Source organism: Streptomyces sp. NPDC005492, from assembly GCF_040605995.1.
Lineage (GTDB): Bacteria > Actinomycetota > Actinomycetes > Streptomycetales > Streptomycetaceae > Streptomyces.
In genome coordinates this window covers 114,230-131,808 of record NZ_JBEXDX010000015.1, presented here as the reverse complement: position 1 = coordinate 131,808, position 17,579 = coordinate 114,230, and the positions used below count along the sequence as shown (strand labels likewise).

Sequence of the window (17,579 nt, the reverse complement as noted above, 5' to 3'; positions counted from 1 at the left end):
GCGCGGCGCGCAGATGCCGGGAACGGACCTGTTCAGGGCGGCGGCCTGTGGGCTGTGGCACGGGGGGCGGGTGGGTGGTGCGGGGGCGGTCCGCGCGGGTGCAGGGGGTGGGTCGGGGCGACCCGGTGTCGCGCCCGCGATGCCGGCCGTGCTGTCGGCCTACCGATCAGCGGTGTCCGACGGGCCCGGCCAGTCGTTCGTGGTCGTGCCGGTGCTCGCAGCACGGCCCGTGCGGCGGAACCGACGACGGCGCGGCCGCCGTCACCGACGCCACACACTCCGCGTGCTGGGCCGTCTCGATCATCTGCTCGCTGTCGGTCGCGGCGTCCGCCAGGCTCGCGCAGCACACGACGAGCAGAGCGGCGCCCGCGACGAACGGCAGGGCCCGGCGCGGGGGAGGAGGCGCGAGCAGTGCCCGCACCCGCTGCGGTACCGCTCCGCCGGTCGCGGCCAGGACCGGCCGGGAACGGTTCGCCGAGGTGGCGAGCGCGGCCCGGCCCACCGCGTGGGCGACGACCGTACGATCGCCGACGCGCACCGCGGCCTCCTCGTCGGCCCAGCGCTCCAGGACGAAACCGCCCGCGCCGGACAGCGGTCGTAGCAGCGGATTCACGGCGGCGGTGAGCCGCCAGAGGGTCTGGAAGAGATGGTGACGGTCGCGCAGATGGGCCCGCTCGTGGGCCAGAAGTGCTTCGCGTTCACGCTCGGCGAGGCAGCGGAGCATCCCGCGTGACACCACGATCCGCCCCGGTGCCCCGGGTAGCGCGAAGGCCTCCGGCAGTTCCATGTCGAGGACCGCCAACTCCGTGTCGCCGGGCAGCAGTCGGCACTCGCGACGGGCCCAGCGCAGATGCCGTAGCTGACGCGTGGTGGCGACGACGAGGCCCGCGAGGGAGGCGAGGAGGGTGAGCGCGGCGAGTCCGGCGACCGTGAGATACACCGGGTCGGAGGCGCGCACGGCCGCGACCGACCACCGGCCCTCCTCGGCGACCTCGGGGATCTGCACCAGACCGGCGAACGCCAGCAGCGCCAGGGAGCCCAGCCAGCCCAGGGACGCCACCAGAGCGGCGGACGCCAGCGACCAGGCGGCCGGGCGCGGGGCCAGCAGAGCGGCGGCGCGGGGCGCGAACACCGCGATCACCATGGTGATCAGGAGGGGGACGTACACACTGATCAGCACCGGCTCACGATCCCTCGTCGGCGCGGCCGGTGTGGTGCGGCCCGTCGTGCCCGGCGAGCAGCCGCTGGAGCAACTGCTCGTCCTTCTCGGACAGTTCGGAGACGAAGCGGGTGAGTACCGCCTCGCGGTCGGTGCCGTGCTCCAGCAGGGAACGCATCCGCTCGGCGGTGTGCGTCGCCTCGTCCCGCGCGGGCGCGTACGCGTAGCCGCGGCCCGCGCGCTGCCGGACGAGCATGCCCTTGTCGTACAGCCGCGACAGGATCGTCAGCACGGTGGTGTACGCGAGGTCTCCCGGCAGCCGGTCCCTGACCTCGCGCGCGGTCAGCGGCTGGTCGGCCCCATAGAGAGCGGCGAGAACACCGCTCTCCAACTCACCGCGCGCCCGTCGGCCGGACGTGGTACCGGACTCGTCGTTCTTCGGGTCATGCACTGTTCACCCCACCGCCTCTCACCGCTCGGCGTCCCAGCCTACCCGCCGACCTACTACGGCCTGTAAGAAGTGCACCGGAGGGGTCGGGCAAGGCTTCGCGAACTCTGCCTACTACATGTTGTACGAATTCACCTACTACATGTTGTAGAGTTTCGCCGCTCCACTCCACCTGCGGAGGAAATAGCCCATGCCCCACCTCGGAAGTACGGCGCATCTGCGTGCCTTCGCGGCCGCCGCCCTGCGTTCCCGGCAGGCACCCGCGCCTCGCCGCCCGTCGTCGGCCGAGCGTGTCGTGATCGTCTCCGCGAGCGTCGGTGCCGGTCACGACGGCGCCGCCACCGAACTGGAGCGGCGCCTGGTGGCGGCCGGTCTCCCGGTCGACCGCTTCGACCTGCTGGACGTGCTTCCCGCCCGGCTCGGCCGGCTGGTACGGGACGGCTACCACCGCATGCTCGTCCGGGCACCGTGGATCTATCAGCGGATCTACAGCAGCACCGAGCGCGCCGGCGGCGGCGGCCCCCTCGCACGAGCCCTGCTGCGCTCCGCCGAGGAACGGCTGCTGCGCGCCCTGCCCGCCGACACCGGCGCCGTCGTCTCGACCTACCCGGGCGCGAGCCGGGTCCTGGGCTCCCTCCGGCTCGACGGCCGGCTGACCGTACCCGTCCTCACCTACCTGACCGACTTCTCGGTGCACCCCCTCTGGGTGGCCGACGGCGTCGACGTCCACCTCGCGCTGCACGCCGTGCCCGCCGCCCAGGCCCGGACCGCCGGCGCCCGCGACGTGCGGGTGTGCGGCCCGGTCGCCGACCCGCGCTTCCACCCCGTGAGCACCGCGGCGCGCACCGCGGCCCGCGCCCGCTTCGGCCTGCCCGCGAACGCCCCGCTGGCCCTGCTGGTGGCCGGCTCCTGGGGTGTGGGCCCGGTCCGACAGGTGGCCCGGGAGCTGCGCGACTGCGGCGCGGCCGTACCGGTCGTGGTCTGCGGCCGCAACGAGGCCCTCGCCGACGAACTCCGCGCGGACGGCATCGAACACGTCCACGGCTGGGTCGACGACATGCCCGGCCTCATGCACGCCGCCGACGTCCTGGTCCAGAACGCCGGCGGCCTGACCTCCCTGGAGGCCTTCGCCACCGGCCTGCCCGTCGCCAGCTACGGCTGCATACCGGGCCACGGCCTGACCAACGCGGCGGCCCTGGACGAGGCGGGCGTCGCCGCGTGGATCCGCAAACCCGACCAACTCAAAGTCGTACTGGGCGAGTTGATCGACGGCCCACGCGGCCTGCTGCAACGTGAAGCGGGCCTCGCCCTGTTTGCCGGCGAGATCCCCGGCTCGGACCGCGGCCCGGCCGCCGAGACGATCCGGGTCTGCCGGACGGGCGTCGGACCCACCGCCCACTCCGAGGGCGGACCGCCTGCCGGTGGGGGCCGGGGCCGGGGCTGGCGTCGGACCCGGGTCGGGAGTTCCGCCTCCTTGGCGGGTGCCGGGCCTTCCGTCGCTCCCGCAGGTGGGGCGCCCGCCGGCCGAGGGTCGCGGCAGGCGGGTCTCGGGCCTTTCGCCGCGTTCACGGGTGCGCTGCGCGCCGGCCGGGCGGTTGGTCCGGTGGGCGTCCCGCCCGCCGTTCCGCCTACCGGTGGGGCTTCTCTCGGCCGAGCGGTGCCTCGGGCGGGTGCCGGGCTCTCCGTCCGGTCCGCGCGCGGGGCCCGGCCGACCGCGTTGCGGCTCGCCGTCACCGTGGCTCTGGCCTGCGGGGTCTGGGCGGGTGCGGTCGGTACCGCGGTCGCCACCACCGACGGCGGCCCCGGCCTGATGCACGCCATCGGCCACGGTCTGGACCTCGACGACTTCGGCCGTGCCCCCCACACGCCCCACACCGCCCATGCGGAGGGCCGCCACTCGTGACCGCCGCACGACTGCTCCGAAACACCGCCCTCACCGCGCTGCCCCTCCTCGCCGCCGCGTACGCCGCCCCCGTCCTCTCCACCTACGGCCCGCTCCGCAACCGCGTGATGCCCCGCCTCTCCGGACGCGGTCGGCCCGACCACGTGGCGCTCACCTTCGACGACGGACCGGACCCGCTGTCCACTCCACTGTTCCTGCGCCTGCTGGACGAGCGCCGGATCCACGCCACCTTCTTCCTGCTCGGCCGCGAAGCCGCGCGCACCCCCGGCCTGGTGCGCGAGATCGCCGCCGCCGGACACGAGATAGCGGTGCACGGCTGGCTCCACCGCCCGCTGCTCCTGCGCGGCCCCCGCGCCACCCACGACGACCTCGCCCGCGCCCGCGACACGGTCGGCGACCTCACCGGACGCACGCCAAGGCTCTTCCGGCCGCCCTACGGCGTGATGTCGACCGCCGCCCACCTCGCGGCCCGCCGCCTGGACCTCACGCCGGTGCTGTGGACGGCCTGGGGCGAGGACTGGAGGGCGCGTGCCACACCGGAATCGGTCCACCGGACGGTCACCGGGGACCTGCGCGGCGGCGGCACCGTCCTGCTCCACGACTCCGACTGCACCTCGGCCGCCGGCTCCTGGCGCGCCACCCTCGGCGCCGTACCCCGCATCCTCGACACCTGCGCCGCGCGGGGTCTGTCGGTGGGGCCGCTGCGGGAGCATGCTGTGGATCACCTCTGAAGTTGACAATATTGTTGGCGCTCCTGGTCGGCGGAATTTACGTTCGCGAGTACCTAGACCAGGGAGCCCCCCATGCTTTCGAACGCCATGAACCGTCGGACCTTCCTCAACGGATCGCTGACCGTCGCCGCGACGGCCGCACTCGTCGGCGCCGGGACCGGCGCCGACGCGGCGGACCGCGACACCTCCGCGACCCCGCTGACCGGCCCGCTCCGGATCGACAACGGCCGGGTGTCCGGAGTCGCGTCCCTGGTCTCCGGCGTCACCGTGTTCAAGGGACTGCCGTACGCGGACACCACGGCGGGCGACAACCGCTGGCGCCCGCCGCAGCCGGCCAAGTCCTGGACGGGCGTGCGCGTCGCGGACACCTTCGGGGACATCTGCCCACAGCAGACGATGGGTTCGGCCGCGGTCACGATGAGCGAGGACTGCCTCAACCTCAACGTCTGGACCGGAGCCGCGAGTTCACGGGAGAAGCGCCCCGTCCTGGTCTGGATCTACGGCGGCCGGTTCACCGGCGGGTACGCCTCCGACCCCGGCTTCGACGGCGCCGGCCTCGCCGCCAAGGGCCTGGTCGTGGTGACCCTCAACTACCGCACCGGCGCGTTCGGTTTCCTCTCCACCCCGGAACTCAGCGCGGAGTCCGGCCATCAGGCGTCCGGCAACTACGGCCTGCTCGACCAGATCGCGGCCCTGCGCTGGGTGCGCCGCAACATCACTGCGTTCGGCGGCGACCCGCAGCGGGTGACCATCGCCGGCCAGTCGGCGGGCGGCGCCTCGGTCATGCACCTCATCTACTCCCCGCTCGCCAAGGGCCTGTTCCAGGGCGCGATCTCCGAGAGCGGCGGCGCCCGCGCCACCGGCGACCCCGAGATCGCCGCGCTGGCGGCGTCGTACCGCACTTTGGAGACCGCCGAGAGCCAGGGCACCGCCTATGCCGCAGCACTCGGCGCCACCTCGCTCGACGCGCTCCGTGCCGTGGCGAGCGACAAGTTGATGGCGGGTCAGAACGCGAGCGACACCTCAGTGAGCGGACCGGTGAACGGCAACCCGCCGGAGTTCCGCCCCGTCCTCGACGGCTGGGTCAAGCCGTGGACCTACGAACAGGCCCTGGCGGGCGGGCACTTGAACGACGTCCCCGTCCTGGCCGGCGGCAACAAGGACGAGAACGGCGCCTCCCCGACCCCGACGGTGAAGCTCGCGGACTATCTCAGCACCGCGCAGAAGGAATACGGCCCGCTCGCCGACGAGTTCCTCAAGCTCTACCCCGCCACCACCGACACGGAGGCGGGCCAGGCCCGCAACGCCTCCGCCCGCGAGGGCTCGCGCGTCTCCGCCGACCTGTGGGCGGCCGAGTGGGCGAAGACGGCCAAGAGCCCGGTGTACACGTACTACTGGGAGCACGTCCCGCCCACGGCGACCGGCCCCAACTCCCGTGGTGCCTACCACGGTTCGGAGATCAACTACGTCTTCGACAACCTCTACGCCACCGACCTGCCCTGGACCGACGCGGACCGCGTGGTCGCCGACACCCTGTCCGACTACGTGGTGAACTTCGCGACCCACGGGGACCCCAACGGCCACGGCCTCACCCGCTGGCCCGCGGCGAACCACCGCTTCGCGACCACGATGGAACTGGGGGACCGGTTCGGCACCCTCGCCCTGGCGGACGCGGCCAAGGTGGACTTCTTCGAGCGGTTCTTCGCGGGCCAGAAGCGTTGGTGACGTCCGGCCGGTGAAGTACTCTCATCGCCGTATCCAGGGTAAACGCGCGCAGTAACTTACTTGAGTTACGCAACAATATGGTAAAGTGGTTCCCATGTCCACACCACCGGTCCCCACTGCCCCCGCCTCCCCGGAGGTGACCGAGATCGAGCGAGCCCTCACTCGGATCACCTACCTGAGCACCCGCGCCCGCCAGCACGACCGGCTCATGGCTCTCGCCGGGGTGCCCCTGGACCGTGCGGCGGTGGCGTTGCTGCGGCAGGTCGCCGACTCCGAGCCGCTGCGCCCGGGGGAGCTGGCGCACCGCCTCGGAGTCGAGGCCTCGCATGTGACGCGGACCGTGCAGCAGTTGCAGAAGTCCGGCTACGTCACCCGCGTGCCCGACCCCGACGACCGGCGAGCCCAGCGGATCGAGCTGACCGAGGCCGGACAGAAAGCCGTCGCCAGCGTCCGGGACGCCGGTGCGCGCGGAATGCAGATGGCCCTCTCGGAATGGTCGACGGACGAACTGCGGCAACTGGCCACGCTGTTCCATCGCATGGTCGACGACTTCCTGACGTACGCGATCGACGAGGACGGCGAACAGGAGGTCGCGGCCCCGGTCGGCACCGCCTGAGCGCGGGGTGCCGGGTGCGGTGTGCCGGGTACGGATCGCGCCGGCCTCAGCCGAGCTCGGCGACGATCTGGGGGAGGTCGGCCGTGGTGCGGATTCCGGGGGCCGCCGCGCAGACGAACGGCACCGCGTTCACCGCGCGGTTCGCGGTGTAGGAGGGGGACATCGCGGCCATCCGGTCGAGGGCCACGGGGAAGCGCAGGTCGATGTCGAGCGGTGCGTCCCCCTCGACCGCGACGTGCCAGCCGGTGGCGCGCAGGTCCCAGGCGGGATCGAGGTCGGTGGTGCAATACCAGTTGGCGCGGAACCGCAGCAGAGGATGCCCGTTCCGCAGGCCGGAGACAGTGATCCGCTGCGCGGCCACGGTGCCGGCCGGCAGGGTGCCCGCCGCGATCCGCGTCGTGCGCCGGGCGGTCGCGACCTCGCCGGTCGCCTCCACCGAGTCGAGCGGCATCCCGAGCGCCTCGGCCAGCAGCCGCAACGACGGGCCGAAGCTGTCGCGCAGCCCGGTCAGCCGCTGCGCGCCGAACTCGGCAGGGGGCTGCCCGAAGCCCATCACCTCGAACAGCAGCCCGGGGGAGTCCCGTTGGGACAGGTCGGCGAACTCGTCGATCGTCAGCGCGTCGAGCCGCCGCTGGATCGAGGTGAGGGTGAGCGGCAGGGCCTCGGTGATGAACCCGGGGCTGCTGCCCGTGCTGTGGACGGAGGTCCCGCCCCGCTCGCACGCGTCCTCTATCCGCTTCCGCACCACCGGGTCGAGGCTCGGCGCGTGATGGAACTCGCCGCGCGTCGACACGACATTGACACCTGACGAGAGCAGCGCGCACACCTCGTCGAAGTCACAGCTCCGCGGGGTGTAGAGGACACAGTCGGCGCCGAGCGCCAGGATCTCGTCGAGGTCGTGCGTGGCGACGATGCCGGTCGGGCCGAGGCCGCCCCCGCTCAACTCACCCGCGTCCAGGCCGGACTTGGCCGGCGCGTGGACATAGACGCCGGCCAGGGTGAGACGCGGATGCTCCAGTACGGCACGCAGGGTGCGGGCGCCGATGTTTCCCGTGGCCCACTGCACGACCCGGTAGCGCTGTACTCCGTGCCGTAGCGGCTCGGTCATCGCCCACCTCCCGTTCCGGTGGGCGAGAACCGTACTCTCCGTTTCGGAGAGCGTCAATCACATCGCTGTCAGTTGCGCACCGGGACGCCGGAGAGGCCGCCGAGGCAGAACTGCCAGACCTCCTCGGCGGTGACCGCCGCCGTGTGGCTGCCGGCCGGAACTCCGTTGCCCTGTGCGACGAACATGACGGTCTGCATCAGGATCGACGCCTGTCGGCGGGGCTTCCCGGCGGGGATGACGCCGGCGTCCTCGGCCTGCTCGACCAACTCCGTGAACACCGTGAGCAGGGGGAGATGAGCGGTCGCCACCTGAGCGGGATGCTTCACGAGGAGTTGCAGCGCGAAGTCGCTGAACAGGGGGCGCTCCACACCGGGGTTGGACAGCGACTGCTCGAACAGCATCTTCACCGCGGTCCGCAGCGCCTCGAGGGGATCCGACTGGGAGCCGGCCGTCTCGCGGATCTCGGCGGCCGACTTGGACAGCGCGTCCTCGAACAGAGCGAGCAGCAGCTCGTGTTTGCCGTCGAAGTGCTGGTAGAAGCTGCGCAGTGACTGTTTGGAGCGGTCCACGATCTCCTGGACGGTGAAGTCCGTCGTACGCTTCTCCGCGATGAGTTCCTGCGCCGCGTCCAGGAAGCGCTGCACCCGTTGCTCGGCGCGGAGCTTGGCGGCACGGGTGGAACGCTCAACGGCGCGCTGGCGCCAGGCTGGTTGTTCTTCGGGGACAGCTGTCACATGAAGAACGATACTCCACTTCAGCGGTAACACTCCGGCTTCCCCTACCGAAGCCCACACCGCAAGTTTCGAGACCCTTACTTGCGTGAGATGAGAATGATATTCTCACCTGCATTCGTGCGGGTTGGCAGGAGGTTCGTCTGACATGGCATGGGACTTTTCCACCGAGCCGGAGTTCGAGGAGAAGCTGGAGTGGGTCAGACGGTTCCGCGCCGAGCGCGTGGAGCCACTGGACCTGCTGTATCCGGACCGGGCGTACCACCCGCTCGACGACGAACTCGGCCCCGTGGTGCGGACGTTGAAGCAACAAGTCCGCGACGAGGGCCTGTGGGCACCGCACCTCGGCCCCGAGCTGGGCGGGCGCGGCTTCGGCCAGGTCAAGCTGGCGCTCATCAACGAGATCCTGGGCCAGTCGAGCTGGGCCCCCGTCATCTTCGGCACGGCCGCTCCCGACACCGGAAACGCCGAGATCATCGCCCGCTACGGCACCGAGGAGCAGAAGGAGCGCTATCTCCGACCGCTGCTCGAAGGCGAGTGCTTCTCCTGCTTCTCCATGACCGAACCGCAGGCCGGCGCCGACCCCACGATGTTCACCACCCGCGCCGAACGCGACGGCGACGACTGGGTCATCACCGGCCGCAAGTTCTTCTCCTCCAACGCGCGCACCTCGAAGTTCGTCATCGTGATGGCCGTGACGAACCCCGACGTCAGCCCGTACAAGGGCATGTCGATGTTCCTGGTGCCCAGCGACACCCCCGGCGTCCGCATCGAGCGCCACCTCGGCATCATGGGCGAGGCCACCGACGAGGGCATGCACGCGCTCATCGCCTACGACGGCGTCCGCGTCCCCGCCGACGCGCTGCTCGGCGGCGAGGGCCAGGCCTTCGCGATCGCCCAGACCCGGCTCGGCGGCGGCCGCGTCCACCACGCGATGCGGGTCGTGGGCCAGAGCCAGAAGGCGCTCGACATGATGGCCGAGCGGGCCCTGTCCCGCGAGACCCAGGGCAGCAGGCTCGCCGACAAGCAACTCGTCCGCGCCGACCTCGCCGACTCCTATGCCCAACTGGCCCAGTTCCGGCTCTTCGTCCTGTACACCGCCTGGCAGATCGACCGGTACCAGGACTACAAGCGGGTCCGTAAGGACATCGCGGCCATCAAGTTCCTCACCCCGAAGGTGCTGCACGACATCGTGTACCGCTCGATGCATCTGCACGGCGCCCTCGGTGTGTCGAACGAAATGCCGTTCTCCGACATGTGGAACGGCGCCGCCGTCATGGCCGTGGTCGACGGCCCCACCGAAGTCCACAAGATCACGGTCGCCCGTGACGTCCTGCGCGGATACGAAGCCGCCCCCGGCCTCTGGCCCACCCAGCATCTGCCCACCCGCCGCGAATGGGCCCGGAAGCAGTTGGAGGACCTGCTGTGACGCTCGCCAACACGGAATCCCTCGCCCGCTGGCTGGACGGCCAGGGCATCGCCCCCGGTGAACCCGTCGAGACGTCGTACATCTCCGGAGGCACCTCCAACGACATCTACGGCATCCGGCGCGGCGAGGTGAGCATGGTGCTGCGCAAACCGCCGGAGAAGGTTCCGCCGGGGCGCAACGAGACCATGCTGCGTGAATACCGCGTTCTCAAGGCGCTCAACGGCACGGACGTCCCGCACCCCGAGGCCATCGCCGTATGCGACGACACGAGCGTGCTCGGGTCCTGCTTCTATCTGATGGCCCATGTCGACGGCTGGTCGCCGATGAACTCCGGCGGCTGGCCCGAGCCCTTCCTCAGCGACCTGTCCGTGCGCCCCGGTCTCGCCTACCAACTCGTCGAGGGAATCGCCAAGTTGGGCAACGTGGACTGGCGGGCCCAGGGCCTTGAGGGCTTCGGCCGACCCGACGGCTTCCACGACCGACAGGTCGACCGCTGGCTCGCCCACCTCGCCAAATTCAAGTTCCGCGAGATACCCGGCCTGGAGAAGGCCGCCGCCTGGCTGCGGGAACACCGTCCCGCTCACTGGACACCCGGCATCATCCACGGCGACTACCAGTTCGCCAACGTCATGTTCCGCCACGGCGCACCCGCCGAGCTCGCCGCCCTCGTCGACTTCGAAATGGCCACCGTGGGCGACCCGTTGCTCGACCTCGGCTGGGTCGTCATGGGCTGGCCCGACGCCGACGAGGACCGCACCCAGAAGGGCTACGTCGACTACACCGGCATGCCCGACCGGGCCGACCTGCTGGAGCACTACGCCAAGGTCAGCGGCCGTGACGTCAGCGAGATCGACTACTACGTGATCCTCGCCCGCTTCAAGATGGCCGTCGTCCTCGAAGGCGGCTACGCCCGGCATGTGAGGGGCGACGGCGGCAACCCGAAGATGGCCCACTACGGCGACGTCGTCCTGCAGATGGCCACACAGGCGGCCGAACTCGCCGCGACCACCCGGCTATGAGAGCCGCCCGCTGCAACGCCGTCGGCGGGCCGGTCGTCGTCGAGGACCTCCCCGAACCACCCTTCCCCGGACCGGAGTCCACCGGGGACGAAGGCGGCATCCCCGTCGACGTGCACTACGCGGCCGTGAACTTCGCCGACGTCCTCGTGATCGACGGCGCCTATCAGGTCAAGGCGGAACCGCCCTTCACCCCCGGCAGCGAGTTCGCGGGCGAGGTCGCCGCGTCCGCGCACGGATTCGAGAAGGGCGAGCGGGTCTTCGGCTCCATGTTCGTCGGCGCCTTCGCCGAACGCGTCACCGCCCGCCCGGCCGGCCTGAGCCGTATCCCCGACGGAATCCCCACCGAGCGCGCGGCCGCCTTTGGGGTCAGCCACGCCACCGCCTACGACGCGCTCCGCCTCGTCGCCGACGTACTCCCGGGCGAACGGGTGGCCGTCCTCGGCGCGGCCGGCGGCGTCGGCCTCGCGACCGTCGAACTCGCGGCCCTGCTCGGCGCGGAGGTCGTCGCCGTCGCCTCGACGGAGGAGAAACGGGCGGTGTGCGTCGAGCAGGGGGCGACAGTGACGTTGCCGTACGACGACCTGAAGCGGGGCCTGCGGGACGCGGGCGGCGCCGATGTCGTGATCGACCCGGTCGGCGGCCCGTACGCGGAGGAGGCGTTGCGTGCCATGCGCTGGGGCGGACGGTTCGTGAGCGTGGGGTTCGCGAGCGGGGAGATCCCGCGTATCCCACTCAATCTCCCGATGCTCAAGGGCATCATCCTGCACGGCTTCGACCTCGGCGGCTGGGCACGTCACCGGCGGGAGGACCTGATCGCCGCCCGCACCGAACTCCACGAACTGTTCGCCGCCGGGAAGATCCGGCCCCGCGTCCACGCCGTGTATCCACTCGCCGAAGTCGCCGCCGCCCTCAGCCTGGGGCGCCGCGCCATCGGCAAGGTCCTTCTGGAGGTCGCGCATGGAGTTTGAGTTCGACGACGACCAGCGGCTGCTCCAGCGCGTGGTCCGCGAGACGGTCACCAAGTCACGAGCGCTGCCCGAAGAGCAACTCTGGGGCACCTACCTGGAGTTGGGCTGGCTGGACGCCCCTCCGGTGGAACTCGCCATCATTGTGGAGGAGTTGGGTTACGCCGCCGACACGACCCCCTTCCTCGCCACGGCGACCTGGTTCGCTCCGCTGGCCGGACGGCTGCCGCGCGGCTCCGGCACCGGAGTCTTCGACGGGGCGGGACGGTTCGTCCTCGACGCCGACCGTGCCGACGAGATCGCCCTTCTCACCTCCCACGGCGTTGTCGTACGGGATGGAACGGAACTGGCGGCCGAGCGGCTGTCCGTGTTCGACCCGACCCTCCATGTCGCCCGGGTGGACGCGCCGGACCTGGTGGCCGGAGTACCGGACCTGGCCCTGATGGGCCTTGCCGTGAGCACCGTCGGCAGTTGCCGGCGCATCCTCGATCTGGTCGTCGCCCATGTGAAGGAACGCCACCAGTTCGGCGTGCCCATCGGCTCGTTCCAGGCCGTCAAGCACAAGGCCGCAGACATGTATGTCGCCATCGAACGAGCCAAGGTGCTCGCCTACTTCTCCGCGCTCACCATCGCCGAGGACGACCCGCGCCGCGGCCGGGCCGCCGCGATGGCCAAGGCCGCCGCCGGTGACTGCCAACGAGTCTGCTTCCGCAACGGGTTCCAGCTCTTCGGGGCCATGGGCTACACGTGGGAGAACGAGCTGCAGATCCACCTCAAGCGGGCCAAGGCCGGGGACCTGCTCCTCGGCACGGCGTCCGAGCACAGGAAGGCGCTGCTGGTATGAGGCTGGCCCCCGACCCCGAGGTCGAGAAGTTCCGCGCCGATTTCAGCGACTTCCTCGACGCCCATCTGCCCACCCCCGAGGAGGCCAAGGACCGCTCCAAGTCCAGTGCGCACATCCCCGATTGGGCCCGACGCTGGCAGCGCAAGCTCTTCGACGCCGGCTGGCTACTGCCCGCCCAGCCGCCCGAGTACGGCGGCCGCAACGCCACCCTGCCCCAAGTCGTCGCCCACCTGGAAGAGTTGTCCCGGCGGCGGATCTACCACAGCTTCAACCCCCAGGGCCTCAACATCATCGCGGCCTCACTGCTCACCTTCGGCACCGAGGAACAGAAACGCGACTGGGCGATTCCCCTGCTGCGCGCCGAGATCACGGCGTCGCTCGGCATGAGCGAGCCCGGAGCGGGTTCCGACCTGGCCGGGCTGCGCACCCGGGCGGTCCTCGAAGGCGACCACTTCGTCGTCAACGGGCAGAAGGTGTGGACCTCGGGCGCGCACGACGCCGACGTCCTGCTCACCTTCGTCCGCACCGACCCCGACGCGCCCAAGCACAGGGGGATCAGTGTCCTGCTCATCCCCACCGACTCCCCAGGCCTGGTCCGGCGGCCGTTCGGGTCGATCGCCGCCCCCGACGACCTCGACTTCAACGAGGTGTTCTTCACCGACGTCCGTGTCCCGAAGGAGAACTTCGTCGGCCCCCTCAACGAGGGCTGGCGCGTGGCCAACGGCTCGCTCGGGCACGAACGGACTCTGCTGTGGGTGCACTACGCCGAGCGGATGGACGGTCTGATCCAGGACGCGGCCTGCGACGAGGAGTGGTACGCCACCCTCCAAATGGACGTCCAGGCACTGCGGTTGCTCGGCTACCGGCTGCTCGCGCCCGACCGGAACCCGGTGGAGATCTCGGTGCTCAAACTGCTCGGCTCCGAGGCCGCGCAGAACGCCGAACTGCACGCCCTCGAACACCACGGCGGCGAGGCACTGCTGCATCCGGTGCAGACGGGGGCGTACACCCATATGAACCTGGAGACGTTCACCGCCAGTTGGTTCGAGCGGTACGCGCGCAGCTTCGGCGGGACCATCGCCGGCGGCACCTCCGAGATCCAGCGCAACATCATCGCCGAGCGGATCCTCGGCCTGCCCCGATAGAACCGACTCAGGACCGAATCGGAACCGACTCAGAGCCGACAGAGGACGAGACGCATGGACGACATCCTGTACGAGGTCGACGACCGGGTGGGGATCATCACCCTCAACCGGCCCCAGGTCGCCAACGCGCAGAACGCGGAGCTGCTCGACGCGCTCGACGCGGCCTGGAGCCGGGCCGCGGCCGACGAGGACGTGAAGGTCGTTCTCCTGAAGGCCAACGGCAAGCACTTCTCGTCGGGACACGACCTCAAGGACCGCTGGCCGGCGCCGAAGGAGATCACCCTGGAGTGGATTTACAGCGCCGAGACCCGCCGGTACCTGGAGTACACCCTGCGCTGGCGCAACATACCCAAGCCGACGATCGCCGCCGTGCAGGGCAAGTGCATCGCGGGCGGACTGATGCTCTGCTGGCCCTGCGACCTGATCGTGGCCGCCGAGAACGCCGAATTCTCCGACCCCGTCGTCCACATGGGCATCGGGGGAGTCGAATACCACGGTCACACCTGGGAGTTGGGCCCGCGCAAGGCGAAGGAGATCCTCTTCACCGGACGGGCCGTCACCGCCGAGGAGGCGGAGAAGGTCGGCATGGTGAACAAGGTCGTCCCCCTCGACCAACTGCACACCGAGGCCCTGGAGTTGGCCCGTGAGATCGCCCGGATGCCGTCCTTCGGCCTCCGCCAGGCCAAGCGCGCCGTCAACCAGAGCCTCGACGTCCAGGGCTTCTACGCGGCCGTCCAGTCCGTCTTCGACATCCACGAGACGGGACACGGAAACGCGCTGAGCGTGAGCGGATATCCCATTCTCACCAAGCTCGACGCCATGAAGGAACGCCTCAAGGGCCAGTAGGCAGGGTCAGTGGTGACCACATCCGCAGGACGCCGCGTCCCCTCGGCCGACCGATTCGGTGGGCCGAGGGGACGCGGCACACCCACACCCTGACGGCGTCGACGACGTGCCCTCAGCCGCGCTCGTCGCGGAACACCTTCCCGCCCTTCATCACGAACCGGACGTCCGCTATCACTGAGACGTCCTCCAGCGGATTGCCGGGCACCGCGATCAGGTCGGCGAGCAGCCCTTCGGCGATACGGCCCCGGTCGTCGGCGTCGATCAGCTCCGCCGCGTTGACGGTCGCGGCCTGGAGCGCCTCCAGAGGGGTCATCCCGCGGTCGACCAGGGCGATCAGCTCCTGGGCGCCGCGTCCGTGCGGGATCGCCGGCGCGTCCGTGCCCAGCGCCATCCGGACACCCGCCTTGCCGGCCCTGGACACCACGGTCTTCGCCCGGGGGAAGATCTCGGCCGCCTTCTCCCGCAGTTCGGGCGCGGAACGGGACATGTCCATCCCCTCGATGAGAGCGGTCGTCGGCACCAGGAACGTGCCCCGCTCCGCCATCAGCGCGATGGTGTCGTCGTCCAGCAGGAAGCCGTGCTCGATGCAGTCGATGCCGGCCTCCACCGCCGAGCGGACGGCGTCGGCCCCATGGGTGTGGGCGGCCACCTTCAGCCCGCGCCGGTGGGCCTCGTCGACGATGGCGCGCAACTCCTCGTCGGAGTAGTGCTGCGCGCCGGGGGTGCCCGTATGGGACATCACGCCCCCGGAGGCGCAGACCTTGATGAGCCGTGCCCCGTGCTTGATCTGGTACCGGACCGCCTTGCGGACCTCGTCGACACCGTTGGCAATGCCCTCTTCCAGGGAGAGAGGCATGATTCCGGGCGCGTACGCGGCGAACATCGTGGGATCCAGATGGCCGCCGGTCGGTGTGATGGCGTGTCCCGCCGGGACGATGCGCGGGCCGTCGATCCAGCCGGCGTCGATGGCCTTCGCCAGCGCGACGTCCAGCAGATAGCCGCCCGTCTTCACGAACAGGCCGAGGTTCCTGACCGTGGTGAAACCCGCGCGCAGGGTCCGCCGGGCGTTGCCCACCGCGCGGAGCATCCGCAGCGGGGGATCGTCCTGGACGGGGGAGAGCGCGAGCGTCTCTCCCCGGCCGCCCATCAGGAGGTTGACCTCCATGTCCATGAGACCGGGCAGGAGAGTGACGTCACCGAGATCGAGAACCTCGTCCTCGCCCGTGCCCGGGCCGGGCGCGATACGGTCGCCGTCGACCGTGATCACGCCCGGCTCCTCCAACTCGCCCGTCTCCACGTGCAGTACACGCGCCGCTTTGAGCGTGAGCACGAGGGATCACACCTTCGGTTCGACGACGAGGTCCATGTAGGCGGCGCCGCTGTCCGGCACCCGGGCCTGCTTCCAGACCTCGACCGGGAACGACACGTTCACCAGGGAGAACATCAGGAGCAGCAAGTTGCGCTCCTGCTCCGGCAGTTCGGCCAGCGGGAACTTGTCGAGGTGGTCGGAGGCCTGCTCCAGCAGCGGGAACGCGGCGTCGTAGAAGGCCTGCATCTCCTCCATGGAGCTGGCCAGGCGCTTGCTGTAGCGGTCGCGCTCGGACTCCAGGACCCACTCGCTGAACGGTTCGAGCGCCGCGAACTCACTGGGCAGCATCGGTGTGCTCCTTGACGTAGTCGGCGACCGTCTTGTGCAGATGGCGGAGCAGCAACTCCTGGTCGCAGAGCGGGAAATCGGTGACGACCCGGCTCTTGAGCATCGTCTGGGTGGCCTCCAGCGTGTTGCCGTCCTGGAGGGCGTACTCCTTGAACGTCACCGCCGCCAGCTCCTGCTTCAGCCGCTCGCGTGCCGTCTTGGCGGGCACGAAGTACAGGTTGGCCTCGAAGATGTGCTTGTCGACCGCCGTCGGCCAGTAGTGGTACGTCAGATACCAGCCGGGCTTCCAGATCAGCAGGGTCATGTTGGGGAAGAACTCGAAGGAATCGTTGCCCCACGCGCGGTGCCGGCCCGGGTTGAGTCCCGTCGGCAGATTGTCCAGGCCCTCGATGTCGGGCGCCTCCCACGGCCCGAACAGGCCGCTGCGCAGGGTGCGTTCGATGGGCTTGACGATGCTCAGGTCCTTGGGCGGGGACATGCCTCCCCAGGAGGAGATCATCGAGTGCGGGGGGTGGATCTCGTAGTGCAGCGCCTCGTACCCGACGTTGAAGAGCTTGTCGGCCTCGTCCTTGACGGCCTGCTTCATGTGCAGGACGGGCGCGTGGTAGAACTCCGCGAACGCGTCGATGAACAGCTTCCAGTTGCTGCCGATCTCCGCCTTGTAGGTGAAGACCTCGGTCATCTCGTGGAAGGGGTAGCCCTCCAGGCCCTTGGCGAACTCGCCGAGGTACTCCTTCAGCGGCTGGGCCCCGGGGTCGAGGTTGACGAAGATGAACCCCTCCCAGACCTCGCAGCGGACCAGCTTGAGGCCGTAGTCCGCCTTGTCCAGGTCGAAGAACTCCTTCTCCTGCTGCACGAAGGTCAGATCGCCGTCCAGGCTGTAGCGCCAGGCGTGGTACTTGCAGGTGAACTGGCGGCAGGTGCCCTTGACCTCCTCGCCCGGGTAGTCGTTCCACACGAGCTTGTTGCCGCGGTGGCGGCAGACGTTGTGGAAGGCGCGGATCTCCTTGTCCTTGCCCCGCACGATCACCAGTGAGGTGTCGGCGACGGCCAGCTCCTTCGTGAAGTAGCTGCCGACCTTGGGGACCTGCTCGACCCGTCCGACGTTCAGCCAGGTCTTCTTGAAGATCGCCTCCTTCTCCGCCTCGTAGTACGCGGGGTCGATGGAGTCCTCATAGTTGACCGGGCTGGTGCCCAGCTCGGGGTAGTTCTCGGTCCAGCTTCCGGCCGCCGGCTTGGCGAAGTGTGGCATG

17 protein-coding genes are annotated in these 17,579 nt (G+C 70.3%); 10 read left to right on the top strand and 7 right to left on the bottom strand.

The window, feature by feature from the left end; all coding sequences use genetic code 11:
* Positions 1 to 166 precede the first annotated feature (166 nt).
* Complete coding sequence (locus ABZT04_RS21860) at positions 167 to 1,180, bottom strand: M56 family metallopeptidase (protein WP_356058489.1); 1,014 nt, start codon at positions 1,178 to 1,180, stop codon at positions 167 to 169.
* A 4-nt stretch (positions 1,181 to 1,184) separates the two neighbouring features.
* Entirely contained in the window at positions 1,185 to 1,610 is a 426-nt protein-coding gene (locus tag ABZT04_RS21855; RefSeq protein ID WP_356058488.1) for a BlaI/MecI/CopY family transcriptional regulator, read from the bottom strand.
* Between the two features lie 187 nt (positions 1,611 to 1,797).
* Here ABZT04_RS21855 and ABZT04_RS21850 point away from each other — a divergent pair, with 187 nt between their 5' ends.
* The 4 genes from ABZT04_RS21850 to ABZT04_RS21835 all read left to right on the top strand — a co-directional run bounded on the left by ABZT04_RS21850 (position 1,798) and on the right by ABZT04_RS21835 (position 6,582).
* The gene (locus tag ABZT04_RS21850) at positions 1,798 to 3,510 is read left to right on the top strand and encodes a UDP-N-acetylglucosamine--N-acetylglucosamine transferase (RefSeq protein WP_356058487.1); all 1,713 of its coding nucleotides are present in this window, start codon (positions 1,798 to 1,800) and stop codon (positions 3,508 to 3,510) included.
* Positions 3,507 to 4,241 (top strand): polysaccharide deacetylase family protein, encoded by a 735-nt coding sequence (locus tag ABZT04_RS21845; protein ID WP_356058486.1) that lies wholly within the window; start codon positions 3,507 to 3,509, stop codon positions 4,239 to 4,241. The genes ABZT04_RS21850 and ABZT04_RS21845 overlap by 4 nt, the downstream gene beginning before the upstream one ends.
* A gap of 72 nt (positions 4,242 to 4,313) precedes the next feature.
* Positions 4,314 to 5,966: a carboxylesterase family protein gene (locus ABZT04_RS21840; protein WP_356058484.1), complete on the top strand. Its 1,653-nt coding sequence runs from the start codon at positions 4,314 to 4,316 to the stop codon at positions 5,964 to 5,966.
* Between the two features lie 94 nt (positions 5,967 to 6,060).
* On the top strand, positions 6,061 to 6,582 hold the full coding sequence (locus ABZT04_RS21835; RefSeq protein ID WP_356058483.1) for a MarR family transcriptional regulator: 522 nt from the start codon (positions 6,061 to 6,063) through the stop codon (positions 6,580 to 6,582).
* Positions 6,583 to 6,628: 46 nt separating this feature from the next.
* Here ABZT04_RS21835 and ABZT04_RS21830 read toward each other — a convergent pair whose 3' ends face one another.
* A complete protein-coding gene (locus ABZT04_RS21830) occupies positions 6,629 to 7,690 on the bottom strand; it encodes a dihydrodipicolinate reductase (protein ID WP_356058482.1) in 1,062 nt (353 codons plus the stop codon).
* 68 nt (positions 7,691 to 7,758) lie between these two features.
* Positions 7,759 to 8,424: a TetR/AcrR family transcriptional regulator gene (locus ABZT04_RS21825; protein ID WP_355916168.1), complete on the bottom strand. Its 666-nt coding sequence runs from the start codon at positions 8,422 to 8,424 to the stop codon at positions 7,759 to 7,761.
* Between the two features lie 145 nt (positions 8,425 to 8,569).
* On the opposite strand from ABZT04_RS21825, the gene ABZT04_RS21820 reads away from it, so the two are divergent.
* The 6 genes from ABZT04_RS21820 to ABZT04_RS21795 are packed head-to-tail and all read left to right on the top strand — an operon-like array spanning position 8,570 to position 14,669.
* Positions 8,570 to 9,850: an acyl-CoA dehydrogenase family protein gene (locus ABZT04_RS21820; protein WP_356058481.1), complete on the top strand. Its 1,281-nt coding sequence runs from the start codon at positions 8,570 to 8,572 to the stop codon at positions 9,848 to 9,850.
* Positions 9,847 to 10,869 (top strand): phosphotransferase family protein, encoded by a 1,023-nt coding sequence (locus tag ABZT04_RS21815; RefSeq protein ID WP_356058479.1) that lies wholly within the window; start codon positions 9,847 to 9,849, stop codon positions 10,867 to 10,869. The genes ABZT04_RS21820 and ABZT04_RS21815 overlap by 4 nt, the downstream gene beginning before the upstream one ends.
* Positions 10,866 to 11,837 carry an NADPH:quinone oxidoreductase family protein gene (locus tag ABZT04_RS21810; RefSeq protein ID WP_356058477.1) on the top strand — a complete coding sequence of 324 codons (972 nt, stop codon included), beginning with the start codon at positions 10,866 to 10,868 and terminating at the stop codon, positions 11,835 to 11,837. The genes ABZT04_RS21815 and ABZT04_RS21810 overlap by 4 nt, the downstream gene beginning before the upstream one ends.
* Positions 11,827 to 12,678 (top strand): acyl-CoA dehydrogenase family protein, encoded by an 852-nt coding sequence (locus ABZT04_RS21805; protein ID WP_356058476.1) that lies wholly within the window; start codon positions 11,827 to 11,829, stop codon positions 12,676 to 12,678. The genes ABZT04_RS21810 and ABZT04_RS21805 overlap by 11 nt, the downstream gene beginning before the upstream one ends.
* A complete protein-coding gene (locus tag ABZT04_RS21800) occupies positions 12,675 to 13,823 on the top strand; it encodes an acyl-CoA dehydrogenase family protein (protein WP_356058474.1) in 1,149 nt (382 codons plus the stop codon). Before ABZT04_RS21805 ends, ABZT04_RS21800 begins: the two co-directional genes overlap by 4 nt.
* Positions 13,824 to 13,877: 54 nt before the next feature.
* Positions 13,878 to 14,669, top strand: coding sequence for an enoyl-CoA hydratase (locus ABZT04_RS21795; RefSeq protein WP_356058472.1), 792 nt, complete (start codon positions 13,878 to 13,880; stop codon positions 14,667 to 14,669).
* A gap of 112 nt (positions 14,670 to 14,781) precedes the next feature.
* On the opposite strand, the gene ABZT04_RS21790 is transcribed toward ABZT04_RS21795, so the two are convergent.
* The 3 genes from ABZT04_RS21790 to ABZT04_RS21780 are packed head-to-tail and all read right to left on the bottom strand — an operon-like array spanning position 14,782 to position 17,578.
* Entirely contained in the window at positions 14,782 to 15,999 is a 1,218-nt protein-coding gene (locus tag ABZT04_RS21790) for an amidohydrolase family protein (RefSeq protein WP_356058471.1), read from the bottom strand.
* Positions 16,000 to 16,005: 6 nt separating this feature from the next.
* Positions 16,006 to 16,326, bottom strand: a complete 321-nt coding sequence (locus tag ABZT04_RS21785; RefSeq protein WP_355916144.1) for a hypothetical protein — start codon at positions 16,324 to 16,326, stop codon at positions 16,006 to 16,008.
* On the bottom strand, positions 16,313 to 17,578 hold the full coding sequence (locus tag ABZT04_RS21780) for an aromatic ring-hydroxylating dioxygenase subunit alpha (RefSeq protein WP_356058469.1): 1,266 nt from the start codon (positions 17,576 to 17,578) through the stop codon (positions 16,313 to 16,315). The genes ABZT04_RS21785 and ABZT04_RS21780 overlap by 14 nt, the downstream gene beginning before the upstream one ends.
* Position 17,579: the final 1 nt, after the last annotated feature.